Below are 23907 nucleotides of genomic sequence, written 5' to 3' on the forward strand. Positions count from 1 at the left end.
GATCTTTCATGAACGAGAAGTTGACGGATTACGATCCCGCTGATTACCTCTCTTCCGACGAAGCGATTGCCATATTCATGTCAGAAGCGTTGTCGACCAATGATGCCGGATATATTGCCCATGCACTCGGCGTAGTCGCACGTGCGAAGGGAATGACACAGGTCGCCCGCGAAACCGGCCTGTCGCGAGAGCAACTTTACCGGTCCTTTAGCGAGAACGGGAACCCGACGCTGAAGACTACCCTTGCCGTCTTTGGTGCATTGGGGCTTGAGCTGGTCGCGCGCGTACATGCCTCTTGATCGTTACGATCATTACGACGCGGCTAGCTGAGACGAGCATCCGTGTATGCGTGCCCACCTGAAGCGAAGCTGATCATCCTCGCCGATGCGGTTTGGATTTGTTAGCCACACTGCCGGCACGGCGTCGTGCCTCACCCTCGATGCTTGACTGCTCAACCACTCACGGGCGTGTCGCCATCGAAACATACTCGGCAAGCGCCTTGATATCCTCGTCGCTCAAGGCCGTATAGGCGGGCATTACGCCCATTCCCTTGCGCAGCACCGCTTCCACCCGTGCGGCGTCGGGCTTGAGTTCATCCAGGGACGGCCCGACCGCGCCGGTCGCGCCGGCATCTTCCAGGGTATGGCAGATCGCGCAGGCCGGGTTGGCGCCGCCCGTGAACAAGGCCTTGCCCCGGTCGCGTAGCGAGGCGCCGGCTTCCTCGCCCTGGGCGGCGCCCAGCACGGACGCCGCTCCCATCGCAAGGGCGACCGCACACGCCGCGCGCCTCATGCCGAAACCTTGATGTTCAGCGCATGGTCGCGCCAGCTGCTATTCAAGTATCCGGCCTCGTTGTCGTTGCGGTACTCCGCCTGCATGTTGCCCTTCATATCGGTGGCGCGGCTCATGAAGACGTAGTCGCCCGGCTTCAGGTCCACCCGCAAGGCGAACTGCCGCCACGCATACTTGCCCAGGTCCGGCCCGACGAAGGCGGCCTGCCGCCATGTCTTGCCGCCGTCGATGGAGACGTCGACCGATTTCACGGCATCCATCCCGCCGAAGGCGACGCCGCGAATCACATAAGGACCGGGCGGCAGCGTGCCCTCGCTTTCGAAGCCGTTGATCCACGACTTCACATCCATCTGCCAGACGGCCGGCTGCTGCGACGTTTCCTTCGCGCCTACCGGTGCGAGCCGGTAGCGGACATCCTGGATGGCCGCGCGCGTTTGTTCCTCCGTGAAGGCCAGGCGCTTGATGTACTTGACGTTATTCACACCCGAGTATCCCGGCACGATCAACCGTAGCGGGCCGCCGTGGGCCAGCATAAGCGGTTCGCCGTTCATCTCCCAGGCCAGCAGCGCGTCCTGCATGGCGTCCAGCGGCACGGAGCGTTCCACCATGACGGTGTTGGCGTCGATGCCGGCGGGCAAGGTTTCTCCGCCTCGTCCCGTCATATACCGCGCGCCGCCGGCCACTCCGCCCATGGCTTCGACCACCTGCCTGACCGGCACGCCGCTCCACATGACACAACCCGCCGCGCCGACGTTCCATGGCGTGCCGCTGGGCTTGTGGGGAAAGAACTTGCGGCCGTTGCCGCTGCACTGCAAGACGGTGGCCATCGTCACCAGGCCCATGGTCTTCAATTCGCCGACGGTAATCTCGCGGGGGCGTTGCACGCCATCGACGCCCAGCGTCCACGCGTCGCGGTCCTTCAGGATGGCGGCATCGGGAGGCGAGACGTTATTGCGGATATACAGCTGGTCCGCCGGCGTGATCACGCCATCGCCGAAAGCCGTGCGCTTGGTCTCGATGGTGTTGCTGCTGTGGACGATCACCGCGTCCGCGTTCTTCCACGCCACGTAGGCGGGTAAGGGCCTGGGCGCGGGCGAGGGCGGCGCGGCCCCCGTAGGCGGCGTGGCATGGGCGGGGCTGGCGCCGGATGGCGCCTGCGCCGTCCCGCCTTGCGCGCGCGCCGCGCCGGGCGCCGCACCCAGCCCCAGCGCGGCCAGGGCACCCGCGCTGCCCGCGAGCAGCCGCCGCCGTCCGGCGCTGCGCAACGTCGAACCGTTCATGGTTGTCTCCCATTGCGCCGCCGGGCAAGGCCACGGGCGGCGCGATATTGTTCACCGGCCGCTTTCGAAGCGAAGCGTCGCCGCATGTCCGGACGGACACAAGGGCATTGTGGCCGTGGGGAGGCGGACCGCATAGTGGTCATCGGGGCGAAGAATGGATGGTTCGTCCCTTGGCAGGTATCCGGACGGATGAGCCGGTTTACATGGCCCGGTGGTGCCACGCGCACATTTGACAAGAACGATAGGGTGGGCCGATACGATGATCGCGGCACATGCCATCGATGCCAGCGCCGTGCTCGTTACCAATAACGCCAAGCCTTATGGGCGAGTCAAGACCATGCCCTTGAAGTTTGCGAATTGGACAGAAGCGAAGTCGACGGGCAAAAGAGCAGGGCGCCGTACACCGCGCTCGTGATCGAGATGGGCGTAGTCGTTGAAGGGCTCCGCACGAAGGCCCGAGCCCGCTGTCCTCGCCGTTACGAGCCGCCTTCGTATTCCGGGAAAGAATTGCCCGGCGGGGGCGCGGCCTCGATGTAAGGCCCGGGCCCCGCCGGCGCGGCGGGGTCCTGTAAGGCAAAGACGCAGTCGAAGTACTTTTCCGCCTGCGTCCAGGGCGCCCGTTCCCGATACAGGGTCAGGAACGCGCCCGTGACGTCCGCGACATTGGGGCGCGTTTGCAGCGTCTGTACCGCCAACGCGGCGAACGTGTCCTCGCGGTCGTGCAGCCTGGCGTTCTGCAAGGCGTAGCTGTAGAACTGCACGACCTTGCCGGGCTGGGCGAGGCGCGGCAGGCCCTCGCAGGCCGCGCCGGTTTCCGGGGCGCGCTCGGTGTGCGCGTGCGAAAAGCTGTCCTGCACCATGTGCAGCAGCGCGCCGAGCGCTACCTGATCCAGCCTGGAGCGAACCTCCACGATGCCCGTGGCCAGCAGGTTGGTGGCGGTCATATCGCCCGGAAAATAAGCCCCCAGCCCCTCCACATCCACGGATCGCAGGTAGCGGTCCACCGGGATCCGCCGCGTGGCCACGCCCCACAGGAACCGCGCCCACATCCGCATATGGGCTACCGTGTCGCGCGCCGGCTCGCCATCGTAGGCGCCCATCGCGTGAAAGAACGACAGATCGCCGAAGTGCGAGCGATACAGCAGGTAATCGCCGGGGCCGAACGCCGGTTGTCCCGGTTGCTGCCGTGCGCTCTGGACGGCGATGCGCTCCGCATCGACAAACAATGCCCGCCAGCACCGCGGCTGGGCGGTCGAACGCAGGGTGACATCGGGATTGCAGTCGGCCATCCTGGGCGGCGACTTGCGACTCAGCGCGAATGGCGGATCGTCCGGCCAACGCACGCCGTACAGCAGGGTCTGGTTGCGGCGTACCTCGTCCACCGTAACGCAGGAAGCTTCCTCGCCCGCCGGCGCATGGCAGTCCAGCGCATCCAGCGTAATGGCCTCGTGCACGGGGCTCTTGATCATAGGCACGGCATTGCCGATCACCCACTGGCCGATGCTGTCGACGATACGGTTGCCGCCGACCCCAGCCAGCTTGCGGTCGACGTCGCTGATGCGTGGCAGCACCTGGAATGCGGAGGCCACCGGTGCCAGCACTGCCGCCAGCAACGCCCCCGCGCAAATCGCCCGCATGCGCCGCCCGGTCGCGGTCCGGATACGACGCTCCCCCTGGTTCGCAGCCATGCCAGTCTCCGATCGTGGGCCGGCCTCGCCATGGGCCGATGGGGCACGATCGTAATCGAAATCCATGTGCCGGCGGTGTCCGTCGGCGTCCCGGTGAATCAGCCCACGGCCTGGATGAACCGGTCCAGGCCGATATTCCTGCCGCACAGCACCACGGCCACCTTCTTGCCGCGCCATTCGTCCTTGCGCTGCATCAACCCCGCCAGCGCCACGCCTGCCGCGCCCTCTACCATCCAACGTTCGGCACTCGCGACCGCACGCATCGCGGCGGCGATTTCAGCCTCCGTAACCGTGATGCGGTCGTCGATCACCCGCTGGCAAATGGGAAAGGTAATCGAACCCTGCTCCACGGCGCCCGCCGTCGCATCGGATAGCGTCGGCTGTTCCTCCACATCGACGATACGGCCGGCTTCCAGCGCGCGCAGCATACAGACCGAATTCCCGGGCCACACGCCGACCACCCGGGTGCGAGGCGAAAGCTGCCTGATTGCGGTGCCCAGCCCGCCGGCCAGCCCCCCGCCGCCCACGCAGACAAACACCGCGTCAAGCACATCGGCGCCCGCCTGTTCGGCGATCTCCACACCTATCGTCCCCTGGCCGGCAACAATGTCCGCATCGTTGTACGGCGAGACATACGGAACCCCATGCTCGGCGCCGAATCGGCGCGCCTGCAATTCCGCTTCGATGGCCGGCCCATCCACGACAACGAGCCTGCCGCCCAGCCGCTCGATGGCATCCAGCTTGGAGCGCACCGCCGACGCCGGGACATACACCGTGACCGGCACACCGGCACGGGACCCGGCCCACGCCGCCGCCATGCCATGGTTGCCGGTGGACGCCGTCACCACACCGGTCTTGCGGGCCGCGTCGCCCAGCACACGAATCTTGTTCGTCGCCCCCCGCACCTTGAACGCACCGATCGGCAAAAGATGATCGCACTTCAGCCACACCTCGCAGCCCAGCTCTTGCGACAACTGTCCGCTTCGTTCCAGCGGCGACACGGGAACCTGCGGGCGAATGGCGCCATGGGCGGCCATGATGGCGGCAAACACATCGGTCACGGAAATGCTCCTGTAGCGGCAATTGGTATCCCGGGATATTAGACGATAAAATCCAATTTGGAATAATAGTCAGGACCGACACCATGGCCACCTCCGGCAGCAGAAAACCCGCGGCACCCGGCCCGGAGCCCACCCCGACCATCCGCGAAAAGCCCTCCCGGCGCCACATCAATCCCCCGACACGCTCGCCCTCCGGTAAACAATCGACCTCGCTCCGCACGCCACCGCTTCCAGATAAAAAGCCGTCGATACCGCGATCCAATCCGCTGAGCTCCGACGGGAAGCCGTCGACGCCGCGCTCCAGGCCGCTGGCCTCCGATGGACGGACGTCAACCTCTCTATCCAAGCAGCCGGGCTCTGATGGAAGGCCATCAACGCCGCGCTCGAAACCGCTGGCCCTCGATGCAGAGCCGCCAACACTTCGCTCCAAGCCATCAGCAGCCGATGGCAACCGATCGGCCCCACCGCCAAAGCCATCCGCGATTCGTGCCCAGCCGGCTGCGTTGAGACCGTCGCCAGCGGCCGGCGGCGCTGGCCTGTTCGACCAGCCCCTGCACCCATATCATGCCGTCGCCGACGCCCTGGCCGCGCTATTCTGCCCGTTCGTGGAAGCCGTCGTGCACGACATCCGGACCGATCGCGTGACGCACGTCGCGCATCCGTTTTCCCCGCGCGCTGCCGGCGATCCCTCCGACCTGGGCGACGTCGACTTCGCACCGGACACATCGGTCATCGGCCCCTACGAGAAAATCAACTGGGACGGCCGCCGCATCAAATCCGTGACAGCGGTATTGCGCGATCAAGGCGGCCGTCCGATCGGCCTGCTATGCGTGAACGCCGACGTGACCGAATTCGAAGGGGTTCGCCGCATGCTGGACGGTTTCCTGCGCACGACCGACAGCACCCCCAGTCCGGACGACCTGTTCCGCAACGATTGGCACGAGCGCATCAACCGCTACGTCGCCACATGGACGGCCCAGCGCGGCACCATCGTCGCCCGCCTGAATCGCGAACAGCGCCGCCAACTGATCGAAGACCTGTACCGCACCGGCGCATTCGATGGCAAGCGCGCCCCCGCCTATGTGGCCGGCGTGCTGGGCATCAGCCGCGCGACTGTATACGCCGAACTGGCACGCCTGAGAGCGCCCAACCCGTCGGCGCTGACCCACAGCATGTAGGCGATCGCTGGCCGCGCTGGGCGGCCAGCGATCGACGTGCGCCACAAGATCTTCCTACGGCACCACCCCCGCCGGACGGGACCAGCAAAACACCCGCCAACAGCAACCATCAACAAACCGGACCAGCAAAACCCCCGCAAACAGCACCTACCCCAAATCCGCCCCCGTCACTCCCTCCCCAACGCCGGCACCTCCCCCGCCCCCAAATCCCAATACAACCCCGCCATCAACCTCAACCCCTCCCGCAGCAACTCCGGCGGCAGATGCTCATTCGGCGCATGCTGCGAACACGACGGATACGAATGCGGCACCCAAATCGTCCGCAATCCCAACACCTCGGTAAAAATATCGTTAGGCAGCGACCCACCCAAATTCGGCAGAACCGCCGGCTTCTTCCCGCTCGTCCGCGCCAGCGACTCCACCGCCCACCGCACCCACGGATCGTCCGGATCCAGCCGCGTCGCCTTGAACATCGTCTCCCGCGTCAGCGTCAACTTCACCATCGGAAACCCCTGCCGGTCCAAATGCCGCCGCAACGCCGGCAAAAGATCCTCCGTATCCACCCCCACCACGAAACGCAACTGGCAGCGCGCCCACGCGCGCGGCGGAATCGCATTCACGGGCGTCTCGGGATTCCCCGTCTTGAACGCCAACACCTCGAAAGAACACCACCCGTACACCTGCTCGGCCGGCGTCAGCCCCGGCTCGCCCCACTCCGGATCGATCGTGGGCCCTTCCGCGCCCCCGTCCACCTCGCAATCGGCCAGCACCCGCCGCACCGACGCCGGCAACTCCTTCGGCACCCACGCCGGAATCCGGATCTGCCCCGTCGGCGACACGATACTCGCGATGGCATGGGCCAGCTGGATCCCCGGATTGGACAACAGCCCACCCCAATTGCCCGAATGGTGGCCTCCTTCGCGGGCCTCGATCGTCATATCGAAATTCAGCCCCCCGCGCGCGCCCAGGAACACCGTCGGCCGTTCCGCGCGCAGCCGCGGCCCATCGGACGCGATCAGCAAATCGGCGGCGAACAGTTCGCGGTTCGCTTCGCAAAGCTCGCGCAGCCCCGGCGAACCGGTCTCTTCGCCCATCTCCACCAGATACTTCGCGTTGAACCCCAGCTTGCCGCGCGTCTCCAGCACGCTGCGCAACGCCTCCATGTTGACCGTATGCTGCCCCTTGTTATCGGCGATACCGCGCCCGTACCAGCGCCCATCCGACTCCGTCAGGGCCCAGGGCGACAGCCCCTCGTGCCACTCGGCGTCCAGGCCGCGGATGACATCGCCATGGCCATAGCCCAGCACCGTCGGCAGGGCCGGGTCCTCGATGCGTTCCGCGTACAGAAAGGGCGCGCGCGCCTTCGGATGCGTCAGCGTGCGGCAGGCGAAGCCCATCGACTCGAAAGCCGGCTGCAATTCGGCGTGCAGATAGCCCGCCAGATCGCCCGCGCGGTCCGGATTCTGGCTTTCCGTCGGCATCGCGATGCGGCGGGCCAGGCGGTCGCGGAATCCGCCGGAGGCGAAGAAGGCATCGGCATGGTCGATTGCTGCGGCACGGGTCATGTGATTTCCCTGGTATACGTGGGCAAAGTGCCTGTATACCAGAGCAGCCCGCGCGGCGCGATAGAGAGAATCGCGCATGCCCTCAGGCTGCGATGCCGGCCGGGCCCCGCGCATGCGCGGCTCGCCCGCCGCCGCCAAACATACGGCAGGCGGCGGGCGAACCGTCCCCTCAGACCTCCAGAACCGCCGTGAAACCGCCGTAGATCATGCGTTGCCCGTCGAACGGCATGGGGTTGGTGCCCGGCTGAAGACGCGGATCTTCCATGGCCGCTTTCATTCCGGCCTGCTCCGCCTCGCGGGATGGCCAGGTAATCCAGGCAAACACGATGGCTTCGCCTTCCTTGCGCTTCACCGCCATCGGGAAAGAGGTCAGCTTGCCGTCGGGTACCTTGTCTTCCCAGCACTCCACCACCTGCAAGGCGCCGTGCTTCTTGAATATCTCTGCCGCGATGCGCGCGTGCTCGATATATTTCTCGCGGTTTTCGATGGGTACGGCGGCGACGAATCCGTCTACGTAAGTCATGAGCGATCCCTCCAGTTGGATTAAGGGCCTGCCCGGCGCGCCTCGCGGCTTCCCGGATGTTCCCAAGGTTACGACGATCGGGATCCCATGAAATCGACATCCGGTACACGGCGGACCAGGACGGTTATCTGAAAGGCCAGTATCCGATCGGCTAGGATAGAAGGCCTTGCCGCGCGGGCGGCAAATCCGGTCCGGAGCCCTCATGAACGCAATCTCCCATCCCGCGCCGTTGGCGGACGCGGCCATCGAAACGCTGCGCGCGCGGACCCCTGGCGTGCGCACCACGGTCCACTTCAATCACGCGGGCGCCTCGCTGCCTTCGGTGGACACGCTGGAAGCGATGCGCAGGCAGTTGTGGCGCGAGGCGGAGATGGGACCGATCGAGGCCGGCGCGGCGGTGCGCGAGCAGGCCGAACAGGCGCGCATCCTGGCCGCCGCGCTGCTGAACGCCAGCCCCGCGGAAATCGCGCTGACCACCGGAAACTCGGCGGGATGGGGCAGCGCCTTCGCCGGACTGGGCAACTGGAAGCCGGGCGACCGCATCCTGGTCGCGCGCCACGAATGGGGCGGCAATATCGCGGCCATGCATATTGCCGCCGGACGGGCCGGCGCGCGCATCGAAGCCATCCCCAGCGATGCCACCGGCATGGCCGACCCGCGTGCGCTGGAAGCCATGATCGACGAGCGCGTCCGGCTGATTTCCGTGACATGGCTGCCGGCCAATGGCGGCCTGATCAATCCGGCGGCCGCCATCGGCGCCGTGGCGCGCCGGCACGGCATTCCCTATTTCGTCGACGCGGCCCAGGCGGTGGGTCAATTGCCGATCGACGTCGGGCAGGTCGGCTGCGACGTACTGACGGGCGTGGGACGCAAGGCACTGCGCGGCCCGCGCGAAACCGGGCTGCTGTACATCCGCCAGGATTTCCTGTCGCGCCTGACGCCGGCGTGGGTGGATACCAGCACCGCGCCGCTGGACGGCGACGGCCTGCCCGTCATGCGGGCCGACGCCGCGCGCTTCGAGCCTTCCGAAAGGTCATACGCCTTGCGCTGCGGGCTGGCCAACGCCCTGCGCGAAGCGCTGGATATCGGCGTCGAGAACATACGCGCGCGTATCGACCGCAACGCACAGGCCTTGCGCGCGCTGCTGGCGGATGTGCCCGGCGTCCAGGTCCTGGACCAGGGCCGGGAGCGGTCCGGGCTGGTCTCGTTCGCGCTCGCGGGACAGACGGGCGGCGCGGTGCAGCGCAAGCTGGCGGAGCAGGGGATTTCCATCAGCAGCAACGGACCGGCCTACACGCCGCTGGATATGCGCGCGCGGGAACTGGCCGACGTCGCGCGCGCTTCGGTCAGCTACCTGACCACCGACGCCGAACTGGACCGCCTGGTCCAGGCCATCCGGGACCTGGCCTAGGGCCTGTTAACGCTAGAAGGAGCCTCGCACTGGCCGAGTCCGGGGCGGCGGAACGGGCGCGGTACGGATACCGCGGCGCCCGCGGACGCCACGTCAGTCCGTGACCGCGGGCGTCGCGCGTGGCTTCGCGCGGGCCTTGCCGCGAAAGGCCGTGGGGCTGTGGCCGGTCCAGCGCTTGAATGCCCGCTGCAGCGTGCGCGCATCGCTGAAACCGCACGCCTGCGCGATCTGCTGGACCGTCCGCGAGGAATGCGCCACCAGGGACAGCGCCCGGGCCCGGCGTTCCTCGCATAGCAGGTCGGCATAGCTGTTGCCGGTCTCCGCCAGCCGCCTGCGCAGCGTGCGTTCGCTGATATGCAAAGAGTCCGCGATCGCCTGCAAGGGCGGCGGCGCGGCCAGATCGCGCCGGATGGCCTGCACCACGCAAGCCTGCATGAAGGGGACGCGGACCGGCGTCTCGACACGGGCCAGGTCGCGCTGCACCTGGCCCAGCACGACGGCGTCGGCGGTACGGACGGCGTAGGGTTCCGCCGGAAAGTGGATCCGGTTTTCGGGACTGCCGAAGCGGACGGGGCAGCGGAACACGGTTTCATAGGCGGCGCCGTAGGCGGGCCGCTCCATGACCAGGTCCACCTGGCTCGGATTGAAATGCGAGCCGACCACCTGGCGGCCCAGCCGGGTCAGCGACGCCAGTGCTTTATCGACGAGGAAGGCCGCGACGTGGCGGTCGACGGATGGCGCGCGCGCCACCAGCCGGAAAGCCTGGGCGGTTTCCTCGCCGTGCAGGCGGATCAGGCAGCCCGCGTGGCGCTGGTGCTCGATGGCGAAGTCCAGCAACTGGCGCGACGAGCCGCAGGCCATGAAGCCCAGCGTCACCAGTCCCCATGACACGATGTTCACCGCGGTGCCCATCTCCAGTCCCAGCACCGGGTTATTCAGTAGCGGCAGCGCACGGCGGATCAAGAGCTCGGCCTGCTGCCCGGAGACATAGAAGCCATCCTGGTTCAGGTCGGCGGGCGAAAAGCCCAGGCCGTCGCACAGGGCGCCGGGGTCCCGGCCGCGCCGCGCGACTTCCGCCACCAGCTGGCGCAGCGCGATAGGACGGATATCGGCATGGGCGGATGCGGCCATCATGCCGGCCGCGGTGCCCCCGGAGGGCAGCCGCGTACAAATTTCAGTGCTGCCGAGTCTCGTCATTGCAACCGCGCGAGCGGCCCGTGGGCGGGCCGCAATATCCAGTAAGGCACCAGGGACCGTTAGATTCTTAACAATTTTGTACAAAAAGACAATATTGGCCGGCGGGATGCCCTATCTTGGCCGGGCACGTCCTTAGGGCGACCCCCGGAGATGCCGTTGTTTCAGTACAACCGCCATCCTGGCGGCCATGCACACGGACACGTGCCGACATGAATTTCGCTGGTCTTTCCTGCTCTTCGGTTGCGACGCCCATGCTGGGCATCGCGGGGGGCGCCGCCACCGCGTTTGCCGCCGGCTGGACGGCACCCGCCATGGCCGCCGGCGCCGTGCTGGCTTGCGCCGGCTTGCTGGCCGGCTATGCCGGACGGCGCCAGGCCAACCGCCAGGCGGTCGATATCGAATCCCACGTGCGCGACCTGGAAGCGTTCTGCGCCGACCTCGCGCCGGTCTGGTCGCGCCAGATCGAATCCTCGCGCGGCCAGATGGAGAGCGCGGTGACGGCGCTGAGCATGCGCTTCGGGGAAATCTCCTCCAGGCTGGACCAGACCCTGCGCCTGTCCACCCGTGATGGCGCCGGCCACGGCGATTCGGCGGAGAGTGTCTCGGCGCACAGCGCGGAGCAACTGGAAAGCGTGGTGGACCTGCTGGGCGCGAGCATGAAGACCAAGGCCGAGTTGCTGGCCAAGGTACAGGGCCTGAAAGGGTTCGTCGACGAATTGCAGGGCATGGTCCAGGCCATCGGCCAGATCACCCAGCAGACCAATCTGCTGGCGATCAACGCCACCATCGAGGCAGCGCATGCCGGCAGCCTGGGCCGCGGCTTCGCCACGGTCGCGCAGGAAGTGCGGGCGCTGTCCAAGCAATCCGGCGAGACGGGCGCGCGCATCGCCGAGAAGATTGCCTTTATCGGCGACGCCATCGTCGCCACGTGCGCCGCGGCGGAGGACTCCACGCGCAAGGAGCAGGCGGCCATCGATGCCTCCGAAGCGTCGATCCAGGAAGTCCTGGAACGGTTCCGCGCCTTTGCCGACGGGCTGGCCGGCACCACGGACGTGCTGCGCCAGGAAAGCCAGGGTATCCAGGCAGAGGTCAGCGAGGCGCTGGTGCAGCTGCAGTTCCAGGATCGGGTCAGCCAGGTGATGGCGCATGTGGGCGCCAACATCGAACGGCTGCCGGCGGTGATCCACGATTACGGCGACGCCTGCACGCAGTCCGGTGAACTGCGGCCGCTGGACTCGGCCGTCCTGCTGGGCGAACTGGAGCGCACGTATGCGATGGCGGACGAGCGGGAAGTGCACCTTTCCGCCGCCGCCCCCGCCGCGCGGACGGCCGGCGCGGGCGGCGCGACGGCAGGGACGCCATCCGCCCCCGCCGCGGCCGCATCCACCGACATCACCTTCTTTTGAATCCAGGGCCCAGTGCCCGCACATTAATTCCAGGGGATCCTCGCCATGGCAAAGACCATACTCATCGTCGACGACTCGGCATCGGTGCGGCAGGTCGTCGGCATCGCGCTGCGCGGCGCCGGCTATGACGTCATCGAAGGGCGCGACGGCCAGGACGCGCTGGCCAAGCTGACGGGGCAGAAAGTCCACCTGATCATCAGCGACGTGAATATGCCGCAGATGGATGGCATTAGCTTTTTGAAGGAGGTCAAGCAGCTGCCCGCGTACCGTTTCACGCCGGTCATCATGCTGACCACCGAAAGCCAGGAAGCCAAGAAGCGCGAAGGGCAGCTTGCCGGCGCCAAGGCGTGGGTGGTCAAGCCCTTCCAGCCGGCCCAGCTGCTGGGCGCCGTCGAGAAGCTGATCCTGCCGTGATGGCCGGCTACCCTGGAGACGCGCCGTGACCGACGTCCATTTGCGCCTGGAAGGCGAACTCACCATCTACACCGCGCAGGACACGCGCCAGCGCCTGCTGCAAGTACTGGCAACGGAGTCCGGGCCGGACGTCGTGCGCCTGGATCTGCGCGCCGTCACCGAAACCGACACGGCCGGCATCCAGCTGCTGCTGGCCGCGCGCGGGCATGCCATGGCGCGCGGGGGCGAGCTGCGCTTCGCGGGCATGGCGCCCAATGTGGAAGCAGCCATCCGCTTGCTGGGCCTGGAAGACACCTTCCGCGACGCCCTCGACGACCCGCCGCCCGGCATCGCGAGTGACGGCATGGGCTTGCACGACGCGGGTCTCGCGTCCACCGCCTGAGGGCCCCTCCCGGAGTATCGACATGGACATGGATCAGGCGCTGCAAACCTTCATCACGGAAAGCCGTGAGCTGCTGGCGGAAATGGAATCGGCGCTGCTGGTCGTCGCCGATGCGCAAGACCGCGACGACGCGGTCAATGCCATCTTTCGCGCGGCCCATACCATCAAGGGATCGGCCGGCCTGTTCGGCATCGAGGACATCGTCTCCTTCACCCACCACGTCGAGAGCGTGCTGGATCGCGTGCGCGAAGGTACGGTCGCCATAGACGGCGACCTGGTGGCGCTGATGCTGGGCTGCAACGACTATATCGGCAGGCTGGTCGAGCGCGTGGCCGACGGCGGCGGCCCTGAAGACCCATCGCTGGCGAGCGAGGCGACGGCCTTGCTGGACCGCCTGTCCGTGCATCTGGAAGGGAAGCGGGCCGGTGCCGCCACCCACGCGCCGGCTCACGTGGCGGGCGCGGCATGGCCGGCCGAAAGCGCCGTATCCGACGCCGATGGGTCCGGTGTGGGGACGGCTGACGAAGACAGCGGGAGAGGGGGCCCGGATCACTGGCATATTTCGCTGCGCTTTCACGAGGGCGTGCTGCGCAACGGCATGGATCCGCTGTCCTTCGTCCGATACCTGCACAAGCTGGGCAGCGTGACGGGCGTGGCCTGCCAGACCGGGCGGCTGCCGGCGCTGGATGCCATGGACCCGGAAGCCTGCTACCTGGGTCTGGAGATCGGCCTGGACAGCCCGGCGGACAAGGCCACCATCGAAAGCACGTTCGAGTTCGTACTGGACGATTGCGACATCCGCATCATTCCGCCGCGCAGCCGCACGGCCGATTACATGCTGATGATCGAAGAACTGGGCGAAGAGCCCGCCATGCTGGGCGATATGCTCGTGCGCTGCGGCACGCTGACACCGCGCGAGCTGGCCGAGGCCCTGCGCGCCCAGCGCAGCGGCGCGGCCGAAGGCCCGCTGGGGCAGATACTGGTGCGGCAGCAGACCGTGGCCGAACCCGTGGTCGATCTGGCCCTGGCCAAGCAGCAACAGGCCAAGGACAGCAAAGCGCGCGAAAGCCGTTCCATGCGTATCGACGCGGACAAGCTGGACCATTTGATTTCGCTGGTGGGAGAGCTGATCACCGCATCGTCGGGCGCCAGCGTGGCGGCGGCCCGCGTGGGCAACGCCGAGCTGCAGGCCTGCAATTCCCAGGTCGCGGACCTGGTGGAAGCCGTGCGCGACAGCACGCTGCAACTGCGCATGGTGAAAATCGGGGCCACCTTCAACCGCTTCCGGCGCGTCGTGCATGACGTCTCGCGCAGCCTGGGCAAGCACATCGAACTGGTGGTGCGCGGAGAAGATACCGAGCTGGACAAGACGGTGGTCGAGCGCATCGGCGATCCGCTGACCCATCTGGTGCGCAACGCCATGGACCATGGGATCGAAGCCCCCGCGGCGCGCGTGGCGCGCGGCAAGCCTGCGCAGGGGACGATCACCCTGGATGCGCGCCACGAATCCGGCCACATCGTGATCGAGGTCCGCGACGATGGCGCGGGGCTGGACCGCGAGCGCATCGTGGCAAAGGCCATCGAACGCGGCCTGATCGAGGATGGCCGGGGTATGCGCGACGAGGACGTATACCGCCTGATTTTCGAACCGGGGTTCTCCACCGCACCGGCCGTGACGGATCTGTCCGGCCGCGGCGTCGGCATGGACGTGGTCAAGCGCAATATCGAGGCCCTGCGCGGCAGTGTGGAAATCTCCAGTCGCGCGGGCCAGGGCAGCACCGTGGCGGTGCGCCTGCCCTTGACGCTGGCCATCATCGATGGATTCCAGGTGGCCGTGGGCAGTTCGCTATTCGTACTGCCGCTGGATATGGTCGACGAATGCATCGCCTATACGCCGGTGGAAGACCGCGACTACACCGACCTGCGCGGCCGCGTTCTGCCCTTCATCCGCCTGCGTCGCATGTTCGGCCTGCCGGGCGTACCGGCCGCGCGGGAGAACATCGTCGTCGTCCGGCACGGTGGCGGGCGCATCGGCCTGGTGGTCGACACGCTGCTGGGCGAAACCCAGGCAGTCATCAAGCCGTTGTCGCGCCTGTTCGCGCAGGCGCGCGGGATCAGCGGCTCCAGCATCCTGGGCAGCGGCGAAGTGGCATTGATTCTGGATGTCCCGGCGCTGATGGCCGAGGCGCACAGTTCCGTGGCGGCGGGCCATGCCCGCCTGCCGGTTTGACGTGGCACCGCGCGGTCCGATGGCCGCGACGCAGTTTCTTAGGGAGATAGGCATGTTCGGGAATATGAAGGTGGCCACGCGACTGGCATGGGGGTTCGGCATCGTGATCGCCCTGCTGGCGGCGATATCGGTGCTGAGCATCACGCGGCTGGAGAAGATCAATGCGGGCCTGACGGAAGTGACGTTGGACCGCTATCCCAAGACGGCGCAGCTGAACGAGGTGTTGCAGCGGTCGCTGGACGATGGACGGCAACTGCGTGGGCTATTGCTGGTGGCGGACGACGCCGAGTCGACGCGGCTGCGCAAGCGTTTGGCCGACAACGCGGCCGCTCGTAGCCAGGTCATGGGCAAGCTGGACAAGTCCATCGTCGGTGACGGCCCGCGCGCCATGTTGAAGAAGATCAACGACGCCCGGACGACGCTGGAGCAGCGTATCGACGGGTTCTTTGCCCTTGCGTCGGGGGCGGACAAGTCCAGCGCCATGGGTTACCTGCGCAGCGATATCCTGCCGGCGAATACCGCGCTGGAGGAGGCGGTTCGCGACCTCTTGAAGTACCAGGTGCAGCAGATGGATGAGGCGAATACCGAGGGCGATGTGCTGTACGAACAGACGCGTACCCTGGTACTGGCCATGTCGGCGGGCGCGATTGTGCTGGCCGTCCTGATCGCCTTCTTCATTACCCGGAGCCTGCTCAAGCTGCTGGGCGGCGAGCCCTCCTACGCGGCGGAAGTCCTGCAGAAGGTCGCCGGCGGCGATCTCTCGGTGGCGGTCCGGACCCGCAAGGGCGACAGCACCAGCATGATGGCCAACGTCAAGAATATGGTCGGCCGCCTGGCGCAGGTCGTATCTGAAGTGAACAGCAGCGCGGAAGCACTGGCCGGTGCCTCGGAGGAAGTCAGCGCGACGGCGCAATCGCTCAGCCAGGCCGCCAGCGAACAGGCGGCGGGTGTCGAGGAAACCAGCGCCTCGATCGAACAGATGACGGCTTCCATCGCCCAGAACACCGAGAATTCCAAGGTCACGGACAGCATGGCCACCAAGGCCGCCGTGGAAGCGGCGGAGGGCGGCGAGGCCGTGACGTCGACGGTCGCCGCCATGAAGCAGATCGCGCAGAAGATCGGCATCATCGACGATATCGCCTACCAGACCAATCTGCTGGCGCTGAACGCGGCGATCGAAGCGGCCCGCGCGGGCGAACACGGCAAGGGCTTCGCCGTGGTGGCGGCGGAAGTCCGCAAGCTGGCCGAGCGCAGCCAGGTGGCGGCGCAGGAAATCGGCGACGTGGCGGGGTCCAGCGTGGACCTGGCCGAACGCGCCGGCCGCCTGCTGGAACAGATGGTGCCGAATATCCGCAAGACCTCCGACCTGGTGCAGGAGATTACCGCCGCGTCGGAAGAACAGTCCTCCGGTGTGGGACAGATCAATGCGGCCGTCGGCCAGTTGAGCCAGACCACGCAGCAGAACGCCTCCAGCTCCGAGGAATTGGCCGCGACGGCCGAGGAAATGAGCGCCCAGGCCGAGCAGCTGCAGCAGGCGATGAGCTTCTTCAAGCTGTCCGAAAGCCTCGCCAGGGCCAAGGGCGCGGCGGCCGCGGCGCGCAAGCGTCCGATGGCGACCAAGACCTTCGCCCCGGCCGTGGCCCGGGAGGCCGTGGACGCCGAACCGGCCGGCAAGCTGTCCTTCGCCGGCGCCGAGGCGATCGACGAATCGCAGTTCGTGCGCTATTGAGGAGCACGGCGATGAGCGCGTTGCCACAATCGAACGGCGCGGGGCCCCAGGGCGGCGCCGAACCCTCGCAGTACCTGACCTTCATGCTGGGCGGCGAAACGTTCGCCATCGGCATCCTGGCCATCAAGGAAATCATCGAATACCACGACCTGACGCTGGTGCCCATGATGCCGCCGAGCATCCGTGGCGTGATCAATCTGCGCGGCGCTGTCGTGCCGGTCATGGACCTGCAGACGCGCTTCGGCCGCGTGCCGTCGCCCGTCACCAAGCGCACGTGCATCGTGATCGTCGAGCTGGAGGCGGACGATGGCGGCCCGCATGTCGTGGGCGTGGTGGTGGATGGCGTCAACGAAGTGCTGGAGATCGCGCCGTCCGACATCGAACCGCCGCCCGCGTTCGGTACGGGATTGCGCAGCGATTTCATCGCCGGGGTGGGCAAGGTGCGCGGGCGCTTCGTCATCCTGCTCGCGGTGGAGCATGTCATGTCCATGGAGGGGCTGGAGCCCGGGATGGACGCGGCGGCGCGCGCACCCGCCATGATGGATGGCGCGGGCGGATGATGAGCGGGGACGGCCAGGTCGGGCCCGTGGCGGCGGCGCCGCACGGCGTGGCGACGGTCCTGGTCGTCGACGACAGCGCCGTGCATCGCGCGCATACCGCCGCGCTGTGCCGGGCGCTGGGCATCCACGCGATCCACGAGGCATCGAGCGGGTCGGCGGCGCTGACCCTGCTGGCCGATGCGGCGCCCAGGCCGGAGGTGATGATCGTCGATATCGAGATGCCCGGCATGGACTGCATCGAGCTGCTGGAGCACCTGCTGATCCGCGACATCCTGCCCGATCTCGTGATCGCCTCCGGCCGCGAAAGCGCCATGATCGATTCCGTGGCGTCGGTGGCTTCGGGGCTGGGCTTCCATGTGCTGGCCGGACTGGAGAAACCGCTGACCGCGGCAGTATTGGCCGGCGTCCTGGGCCGGCGCGGTGTGCGCGGCACGGATACGCGCGATCGCGGCCGCGGGAAGCGGACCGACGAAGTCCCGATCCCGCCCGGCATGCTGGAAGCCGCGCTGCGCGACGGCCAGATCCACGTCCACTACCAGCCGAAGGCCGACATGCGCACCGGCCTGATCCGCGGCGTGGAAGCATTGGCGCGCTGGACCCATACGGAGGCCGGGGATATGTCGCCGGCCACCTTCGTGCCGCTGGCCGAGCAATACGGCCTGATCCATCCGCTGACCTTCGTCGTGATGGAGCAGGCGCTGGCCCAGGTGGCGCGCTGGAGCCGGCGCGGCCTGCGGCTGTCGCTGGCCGTGAACCTGTCGCCCCTGCTGCTGGATTGGCCGGGACTGGCCAACAGCATCCTGGAGGTCGTGGAGCGCTTTCAGGTACCGCCGGAGCAAATCGCCTTCGAAATCACGGAAAGCTCCCTGGTCGACGCCGACAGCGGCGCGCGCGGGCTGCTGGCGCGGTTGCGCCTGCGTGGCTTCGGCTTGTCCATCGACGACTACGGCACGGGTTTTTCGTCCATGCAGCAGCTGACCCGCGTGCCCTTTACCGAATTGAAGATCGACCGCGCCTTCGTGCATGGCGCGAGCGGGCGCAAGCAGCTGCGCGCCATCCTGGGCGCGGCCATCGACATGGCCTCTGAAATGGGGCTCGTCACGACGGCCGAAGGTATCGAGACCCTGGAGGATTGGCGCCTGCTGCAACGCCTGGGCTGCGCACTGGGACAAGGGTTCTTCATCGCGCCCGCCATGCCGGGCGAGGCCATTCCTTCCTGGCTGAAAACCCATCGAACGCGACTGGCGCTGCTGCGCGCCCCTGCCCAGCCCGCCGCCGAAGATTGAACACGCCGCCATGCAGCCGATCAACGATAAAGAGTTCGCCCAGTTCCAGCGCTTCATCCACGAGGCTGCCGGTATCACGCTATCGGACGCCAAGAAGGCGCTGGTTTCCGGCCGCTTGTCCAAGCGCCTGCATGCCCGTGGCATTGACAGCTATGGCGACTATTTTTCCCTGTTGCAAAGCGACGGCGGCGCGGCGGAAACGCAGATCGCCATCGATCTGCTGACCACCAACGAAACCTATTTCTTCCGCGAGCCCCGGCATTTCGATGTACTGCGGCGCCTGGCCGCCGAGCCCGGCCCGGACGGCCGTCGCCCGAAGACGCCTTTCCGCGTCTGGAGCGCCGCCAGTTCCTCCGGCGAGGAGGCCTATACGGCCGCCATGGTATTGGCCGATTGCCTGTGGGCAGGCGAAACGGCGGCGCGGCCCGTGGGCGTGCCGCCCGCCTTCGAGGTCGTCGGCACCGATATCAGCACGCGGGTGCTGGAGCGCGCGCGTAGCGGTCATTATTCGGAACAGCGCGCGCGGCAGATGCCGGACGCCTATCGCAAGCGCTATTGCCTGAAAGGCACCGGCCCGCACGCGGGCACGCTGCTGGTGGACCGCGCCCTGCGTGCCCATGTGCGTTTCCTGCACGCGAACCTGAACGCGCCGCTGCCGGACCTGGGCCGGTTCGATGTCATCTTCCTGCGCAACGTCATGATCTATTTCGACGGCGATACCAAGCGCAAGGTCGTCGAGCGGGTGCTGGGCCTGCTCAAGCCGGGTGGCCATCTGTGCATCGGCCATTCGGAAAGCCTGCATGGCGTGACCAATGCGGTCAGCAGCGTCATGCCTTCCGTCTACCGCAAGCCTTGAGGCCGGCCCGCCCCAAGCGCAACCCCCGTTTTCCTGGTGCCCTATGCCATCCATCAAAGTCATGGTCGTCGACGACTCCGCCGTGGTGCGCCAGGTGCTGGCGGGACTGCTGTCGGAAGCCCCCGGCATCGAAGTGCTGCACGCCGCCGCCGACCCGATACTGGCCAGCGAGCGCATGAAGCAGGCCTGGCCCGACGTGATCGTGCTGGACATCGAGATGCCACGCATGGACGGATTGACCTTCCTGCGCAAGATCATGCAGGAAAGGCCGACGCCGGTGGTGATCTGCTCGACGCTGACGGAAAAAGGTGCGCGCGTCACCGTGGAAGCGCTGGCCGCCGGCGCGGTGGCGGTCGTGACCAAGCCCAAGCTCGGCCTGAAGCAGTTCCTGGCCGATAGCGCCAGCGAGCTCATCGCCACGGTGCGCGCGGCGGCCGGGGCGCGGGTGCGGTCCCGGCCGCACGCCGGTCCGGCATCGGCGCCGCCCGTACCCACCCCCCGCCACAACGCCGACGCCGTGCTGCCGCCGGCCGATCACCGCCCCGTGCTGCAGACCACCGAACGGCTGGTGGCCATCGGTACCTCCACCGGCGGCACGCAGGCGCTGGAGGATGTCCTGACCGCATTGCCGCGCGTGTGCCCGGGCCTGGTCATCGTGCAGCACATGCCTGAGAAATTCACGGCGGCGTTCGCGGCGCGGCTCGACGGGATATGCCAGATTTCCGTGAGGGAAGCGCAGAACAACGACCGCGTGGTGCCGGGGCGCGCGCTGATCGCGCCGGGCGGCAGGCACATGCTGCTCAAGCGCAGCGGCGCGCAGTATTTCGTCGAGGTGCGCGACGGTCCCCTGGTGAACCGGCACCGGCCATCGGTGGACGTGCTTTTCCGGTCGGTGGCGCGGCACGCGGGCGCCAACGCGCTGGGGATCATCATGACCGGTATGGGCGACGACGGCGCCGCCGGCATGCTGGAGATGCGCCAGGCCGGCGCGCGCACGCTGGCGCAGGACGAGAGCAGTTGCGTGGTCTTCGGCATGCCGAAAGAAGCGATCAAGCGGGGTGGGGTGGAGCGCACGGTTCCCTTGTCGGCGATCGCCCGCGAGATCCAGGCCGTCGCGCCGCGCTAGCCGCGCGGCTTGCCTTCTCTGGCCCATCCCCCTAGTATCCAAGCAAACCCACCGACGGCGCCGCCACGACGGCCCGCATCCAACGGAGACTCCGCCCCATGAAACGTTTCGCACTGCCGGCCGCTACGCTGGCATGCGGCCTGTTGGCCGCGCATCCTGTCGCCACCCAGGCGCAGGGCGAGCCTGTCTTTCCCAAGACCATGACGGTGGTCGTGCCATTCCCGCCCGGGGGCAGCAACGACGTGTTCGCCCGCGTGCTGGCCGAGAAGCTGTCGGCCCGACTGCACAATTCCGTCATCGTCGAAAACCGGCCCGGTGCGGGCGGCGCCATCGGCGCCGACTACGTGGCCCGCGCGCCGAAGGACGGCTCGGTGCTCATGCTCAGCTCCTCCACCTTCACGACCAACGCGGCGGTGCAGCCCAAGCTGCAGTACGACGTGATCAAGGACTTCAGCCCGATCGCGATGCTGGCCTCCAGTCCGATGGCGATTACGGTGGGCAAGGCCTCGAAGTACGACAGCCTGGCCGCGCTGCTGGATGACGCACGCAAGCAGCCCGGCAAGCTGACCTACGGCAGCGCCGGCATCGGCTCGATCAACCAGATGGCCAGCGAAATCCTGGCGGGCATGGCCAAGGTGTCCTTCATGCACGTGCCCTACAAGGGTATGTCGCCCGCCATGAACGACCTGGCGGGCGAACGGGTCGATATGATCGTCGCCAGTTTCGCTTCGATATCGGCCATGCTGAAAAGCGGCCGCGTGCGCGTTCTGGCCGTGACCTCGCCGCAGCGCTCGCCGTTCTATCCGGACCTGCCGCCGGCGGCCGATGCCGTGCCCGGCTACGCCGTGCAGCTGTGGTGGGGCTTGCTGGGGCCCGCCGGGCTGCCCGAGGCCATGGTGCGCAAACTGAACGAAGACGTCCGGGCGATCGTGGCGGAACCCCGGATGCGCGATATGTTCGCCGCCGAAAGCGCCGTGCCGTCGGACCTGTCCGTAACGCAGTTCGCCGAACTGGTGCAGCGGGATGCCAAGACCTGGAAGCAGGTGGCGCGGGACCACAATATCTCCGTGGAGTAAGCGGGCGGCCGCCACGGTCGCCGCATAAGCGGCCGTGGCGCCGTCCGCCATGCGCCGCGAAGGCGCTAGAACCCCAGCGCGATGGCCACCCCGGCCGCGATCAGGCCGGTCGCGACCACGCCGATGAACACCGTCGCCAGTTCCACGCGGCGGAACGAACCCGTCAGCATTGCCAGCGAAGGCAGGCTGATGGGCGGAAGCGTCATCAACAGCGCGGCGGCCGGGCCGGCCGCCATGCCCAGTGCCAGCATCGCCTGGATGATGGGGACTTCGCCCGCGGTGGGAATGACGAACAACGCGCCGGCCACCGCCAGGCCCGCGATCCACCACAGATGGTTGTCGACGTCGGCGCTGATGTGCGGGAACAGCCAGGCGCGGGCCGCGCCCAACAGGAGCACCAGCACGATGTATTCGGGCACCAGGCGCAGCGTCATGCGCGCGAAAATCGCGGCCCAGCGCTTGAAGGGCCGATCTTCCTCGGCGGCTGCCTCCTGCGCGCTGAGGGTCTGTATAGGCCCGGCGTCCACCGTCCGGCCCGACGCGGCGCTCATGCGATTGAGCAGCCAGCCCAGCCCGAACACCAGGACGACGCCCAGCGCCAGCCGCAGCGCCGACCATTGCCAGCCCAGCACGAAGCCCATGAAAACCAGCGTGGCGGGGTTCAGCACCGAATTCCCCAGCCAGAACGCGACGGCGCTGCCCGGCGCCGCCTGGCATTTGCGCAGCCCGGCCACCACCGGCGCGGCACAGCAGGTGCACATCATGCCGGGCAGGGACATCAGGCCGCCAGCGACCACGCTGCCCAGGCCGGTGCCGCCCAGCGCGCGGGCGATCCAGCGGCGCGGCAGCAGGGCCTGCACCGCCGAACCCAGCAGCAGGCCCAGCACCATGGCCTGCCAGATGGCCTTGCCGTAGGCCAGGGCGTAATCGAGCGCGGCGCCCAGGGAGGGCGGCGGCGGGGTGTCGGCGGTGCCCATCAGGATCGAATTGCCGATGGAATGGCTGTCGGCGGCCACCCAGGCTCGGTTGTAGTAGGGAGACCACTTCACATAGAACAACCCGGCGACGGCGATCAGCAGGAAAACTGCGATGCCCAAGGCGGGGTTGACGGAACGTCGGGTATCGAGCGCGGATTTCATCGTGGGTGTGGAATTGGGGAGATCGCGACGGCGGAAGCGCCAGCCGGACGCCATTTTACGGCGGCGGCAAAGGAACTATGATGTCGGGCGCTATTCCGCTTGCCGCCATGAACCTGCCGTTCCCCATCCGTGAAGAATGCCCGCCGGGCGCCTGCGTCTGCGATCGCGAACGCCTGCTTTGCGATCCCCAGGGCGACGTCCGTGTCCTGCGGTTGACCAAGCAGGAAGAAAAGCGGCTGGTCGCGCGTATCGAGGCCGCGCGCGATCTGGCCGACCTGATGCACCTGGGCGAGCGCATCCAGGCGCAGTTGGGCATCAGGCTGCATATCGTTCCCAGCGCCAACGAGGTGCGGACGGTGCGCGGCTTCGATATCCATCTGGAAGCATGCCCGGGCTTGTGCCGGCTGACGCGCAAAAGCATCCCGGCGGCGGTGCGGCGCTGTCTGGATGCACGCCCGGACATCGCCTACGACATCCTGAATTCCCACGATCTGCTGCGCGACACCTGACCTGCCCGCGTCCGGCGCGGCTACGGGCCGTCGCCGCTGCCGCCATCGTCAGGGACGACCCGCGCCCGCGCTTCCCAGCCGAACACACTGCGGCCGGCATAGCCGGGCGAATCGTGGCGCTCCTGTTCGATGAAGTCCGGCAGCGCCGGCCCGTTCGCGCTGCGTTCCAGCCGGCGCGCCTGGCGGTCCAGGCGCTTGAGCGCGTCGAGCTTTTCCTCGTTGCCCAGCCGGGCCTGGCTGACGGCGGTCTTCATGACGCCGATGGTGCGATCGTAGACGGCCAGCGGCACGGAATACGGGTGCCGGTCCTTGCCGCCATGCGCCATGGAAAACCGCGCCGGATCGGCGAAGCGGCAGGGCGCGCCATGCACGACCTCGGCTACCAGCGCCAGCGAGCGTACCGTGCGCGCGCCCACGCCGGGCACCAGCAGCAGTTCCGCGAAATCCGTCGGGCCGCATTCCGCGGCGGCCGCCAAGGCCCCGTGCAGGCGGCGCATGT

General features: G+C 67.6%; 23 protein-coding genes. 14 read left to right on the plus strand and 9 right to left on the minus strand.

Annotated elements, in window-relative coordinates:
* Positions 1 to 299, plus strand: a 299-nt coding sequence (locus tag ACO1P8_RS12755) for an addiction module antidote protein (RefSeq protein ID WP_486296253.1), incomplete at its 5' end; no start/stop codon positions are given.
* Between the two features lie 160 nt (positions 300 to 459).
* Here the strand turns inward: ACO1P8_RS12755 and sorU are convergent.
* The 4 genes from sorU to ACO1P8_RS12775 form a co-directional block, all read right to left on the minus strand.
* Positions 460 to 744, minus strand: a complete 285-nt coding sequence (gene sorU, locus ACO1P8_RS12760) for a SorU family sulfite dehydrogenase c-type cytochrome subunit (protein ID WP_486296254.1) — start codon at positions 742 to 744, stop codon at positions 460 to 462.
* Positions 745 to 788: 44 nt separating this feature from the next.
* Positions 789 to 2072, minus strand: coding sequence for a SorT family sulfite dehydrogenase catalytic subunit (sorT, locus tag ACO1P8_RS12765; RefSeq protein WP_486296255.1), 1284 nt, complete (start codon positions 2070 to 2072; stop codon positions 789 to 791).
* Positions 2073 to 2548: 476 nt separating this feature from the next.
* Positions 2549 to 3760: a hypothetical protein gene (locus ACO1P8_RS12770; RefSeq protein WP_486296256.1), complete on the minus strand. Its 1212-nt coding sequence runs from the start codon at positions 3758 to 3760 to the stop codon at positions 2549 to 2551.
* A 98-nt stretch (positions 3761 to 3858) separates the two neighbouring features.
* Complete coding sequence (locus tag ACO1P8_RS12775; RefSeq protein ID WP_486296257.1) at positions 3859 to 4821, minus strand: threonine/serine dehydratase; 963 nt, start codon at positions 4819 to 4821, stop codon at positions 3859 to 3861.
* Positions 4822 to 5324: 503 nt separating this feature from the next.
* On the opposite strand from ACO1P8_RS12775, the gene ACO1P8_RS12780 reads away from it, so the two are divergent.
* Positions 5325 to 5999 carry a helix-turn-helix transcriptional regulator gene (locus ACO1P8_RS12780; RefSeq protein ID WP_486296258.1) on the plus strand — a complete coding sequence of 225 codons (675 nt, stop codon included), beginning with the start codon at positions 5325 to 5327 and terminating at the stop codon, positions 5997 to 5999.
* 167 nt (positions 6000 to 6166) lie between these two features.
* Here ACO1P8_RS12780 and ACO1P8_RS12785 read toward each other — a convergent pair whose 3' ends face one another.
* Together ACO1P8_RS12785 and ACO1P8_RS12790 are read right to left on the minus strand one after the other, a co-directional pair.
* The gene (locus ACO1P8_RS12785) at positions 6167 to 7564 is read right to left on the minus strand and encodes a M20 family metallopeptidase (RefSeq protein WP_486296345.1); all 1398 of its coding nucleotides are present in this window, start codon (positions 7562 to 7564) and stop codon (positions 6167 to 6169) included.
* A 169-nt stretch (positions 7565 to 7733) separates the two neighbouring features.
* A complete protein-coding gene (locus ACO1P8_RS12790; RefSeq protein ID WP_486296259.1) occupies positions 7734 to 8087 on the minus strand; it encodes a DUF1428 domain-containing protein in 354 nt (117 codons plus the stop codon).
* A gap of 202 nt (positions 8088 to 8289) precedes the next feature.
* Here ACO1P8_RS12790 and ACO1P8_RS12795 point away from each other — a divergent pair, with 202 nt between their 5' ends.
* Complete coding sequence (locus ACO1P8_RS12795) at positions 8290 to 9498, plus strand: aminotransferase class V-fold PLP-dependent enzyme (RefSeq protein ID WP_486296260.1); 1209 nt, start codon at positions 8290 to 8292, stop codon at positions 9496 to 9498.
* Between the two features lie 93 nt (positions 9499 to 9591).
* On the opposite strand, the gene ACO1P8_RS12800 is transcribed toward ACO1P8_RS12795, so the two are convergent.
* Positions 9592 to 10632 (minus strand): AraC family transcriptional regulator, encoded by a 1041-nt coding sequence (locus tag ACO1P8_RS12800; RefSeq protein ID WP_486296261.1) that lies wholly within the window; start codon positions 10630 to 10632, stop codon positions 9592 to 9594.
* Positions 10633 to 10904: 272 nt separating this feature from the next.
* Between ACO1P8_RS12800 and ACO1P8_RS12805 the strand changes: the two genes are divergently transcribed.
* From ACO1P8_RS12805 to ACO1P8_RS12850, 10 genes are all read left to right on the plus strand, one after another.
* On the plus strand, positions 10905 to 12101 hold the full coding sequence (locus ACO1P8_RS12805) for a methyl-accepting chemotaxis protein (protein ID WP_486296262.1): 1197 nt from the start codon (positions 10905 to 10907) through the stop codon (positions 12099 to 12101).
* Between the two features lie 45 nt (positions 12102 to 12146).
* Entirely contained in the window at positions 12147 to 12515 is a 369-nt protein-coding gene (locus ACO1P8_RS12810; protein ID WP_486296263.1) for a response regulator, read from the plus strand.
* A gap of 25 nt (positions 12516 to 12540) precedes the next feature.
* Entirely contained in the window at positions 12541 to 12897 is a 357-nt protein-coding gene (locus ACO1P8_RS12815; RefSeq protein WP_486296264.1) for an STAS domain-containing protein, read from the plus strand.
* 22 nt (positions 12898 to 12919) lie between these two features.
* Positions 12920 to 15127: a chemotaxis protein CheA gene (locus ACO1P8_RS12820; RefSeq protein ID WP_486296265.1), complete on the plus strand. Its 2208-nt coding sequence runs from the start codon at positions 12920 to 12922 to the stop codon at positions 15125 to 15127.
* A 52-nt stretch (positions 15128 to 15179) separates the two neighbouring features.
* Complete coding sequence (locus ACO1P8_RS12825; protein WP_486296266.1) at positions 15180 to 16856, plus strand: methyl-accepting chemotaxis protein; 1677 nt, start codon at positions 15180 to 15182, stop codon at positions 16854 to 16856.
* 11 nt (positions 16857 to 16867) lie between these two features.
* Complete coding sequence (locus tag ACO1P8_RS12830) at positions 16868 to 17416, plus strand: chemotaxis protein CheW (protein ID WP_486296267.1); 549 nt, start codon at positions 16868 to 16870, stop codon at positions 17414 to 17416.
* Positions 17413 to 18702: an EAL domain-containing response regulator gene (locus ACO1P8_RS12835; RefSeq protein ID WP_486296268.1), complete on the plus strand. Its 1290-nt coding sequence runs from the start codon at positions 17413 to 17415 to the stop codon at positions 18700 to 18702. The genes ACO1P8_RS12830 and ACO1P8_RS12835 overlap by 4 nt, the downstream gene beginning before the upstream one ends.
* Before the next feature lie 10 nt (positions 18703 to 18712).
* Complete coding sequence (locus ACO1P8_RS12840) at positions 18713 to 19558, plus strand: CheR family methyltransferase (RefSeq protein ID WP_486296269.1); 846 nt, start codon at positions 18713 to 18715, stop codon at positions 19556 to 19558.
* A gap of 43 nt (positions 19559 to 19601) precedes the next feature.
* Complete coding sequence (locus ACO1P8_RS12845; RefSeq protein WP_486296270.1) at positions 19602 to 20684, plus strand: protein-glutamate methylesterase/protein-glutamine glutaminase; 1083 nt, start codon at positions 19602 to 19604, stop codon at positions 20682 to 20684.
* A 98-nt stretch (positions 20685 to 20782) separates the two neighbouring features.
* Positions 20783 to 21760, plus strand: coding sequence for a Bug family tripartite tricarboxylate transporter substrate binding protein (locus tag ACO1P8_RS12850; protein ID WP_486296271.1), 978 nt, complete (start codon positions 20783 to 20785; stop codon positions 21758 to 21760).
* Positions 21761 to 21825: 65 nt separating this feature from the next.
* On the opposite strand, the gene ACO1P8_RS12855 is transcribed toward ACO1P8_RS12850, so the two are convergent.
* Entirely contained in the window at positions 21826 to 22899 is a 1074-nt protein-coding gene (locus tag ACO1P8_RS12855; RefSeq protein WP_486296272.1) for a permease, read from the minus strand.
* A gap of 107 nt (positions 22900 to 23006) precedes the next feature.
* Here ACO1P8_RS12855 and ACO1P8_RS12860 point away from each other — a divergent pair, with 107 nt between their 5' ends.
* A complete protein-coding gene (locus ACO1P8_RS12860) occupies positions 23007 to 23408 on the plus strand; it encodes a hypothetical protein (protein WP_486296273.1) in 402 nt (133 codons plus the stop codon).
* Between the two features lie 20 nt (positions 23409 to 23428).
* Here ACO1P8_RS12860 and ACO1P8_RS12865 read toward each other — a convergent pair whose 3' ends face one another.
* Positions 23429 to 23905, minus strand: coding sequence for a DUF763 domain-containing protein (locus ACO1P8_RS12865; protein WP_486296274.1), 477 nt, complete (start codon positions 23903 to 23905; stop codon positions 23429 to 23431).
* Positions 23906 to 23907: the final 2 nt, after the last annotated feature.

This window comes from Bordetella sp. (assembly GCF_057362025.1).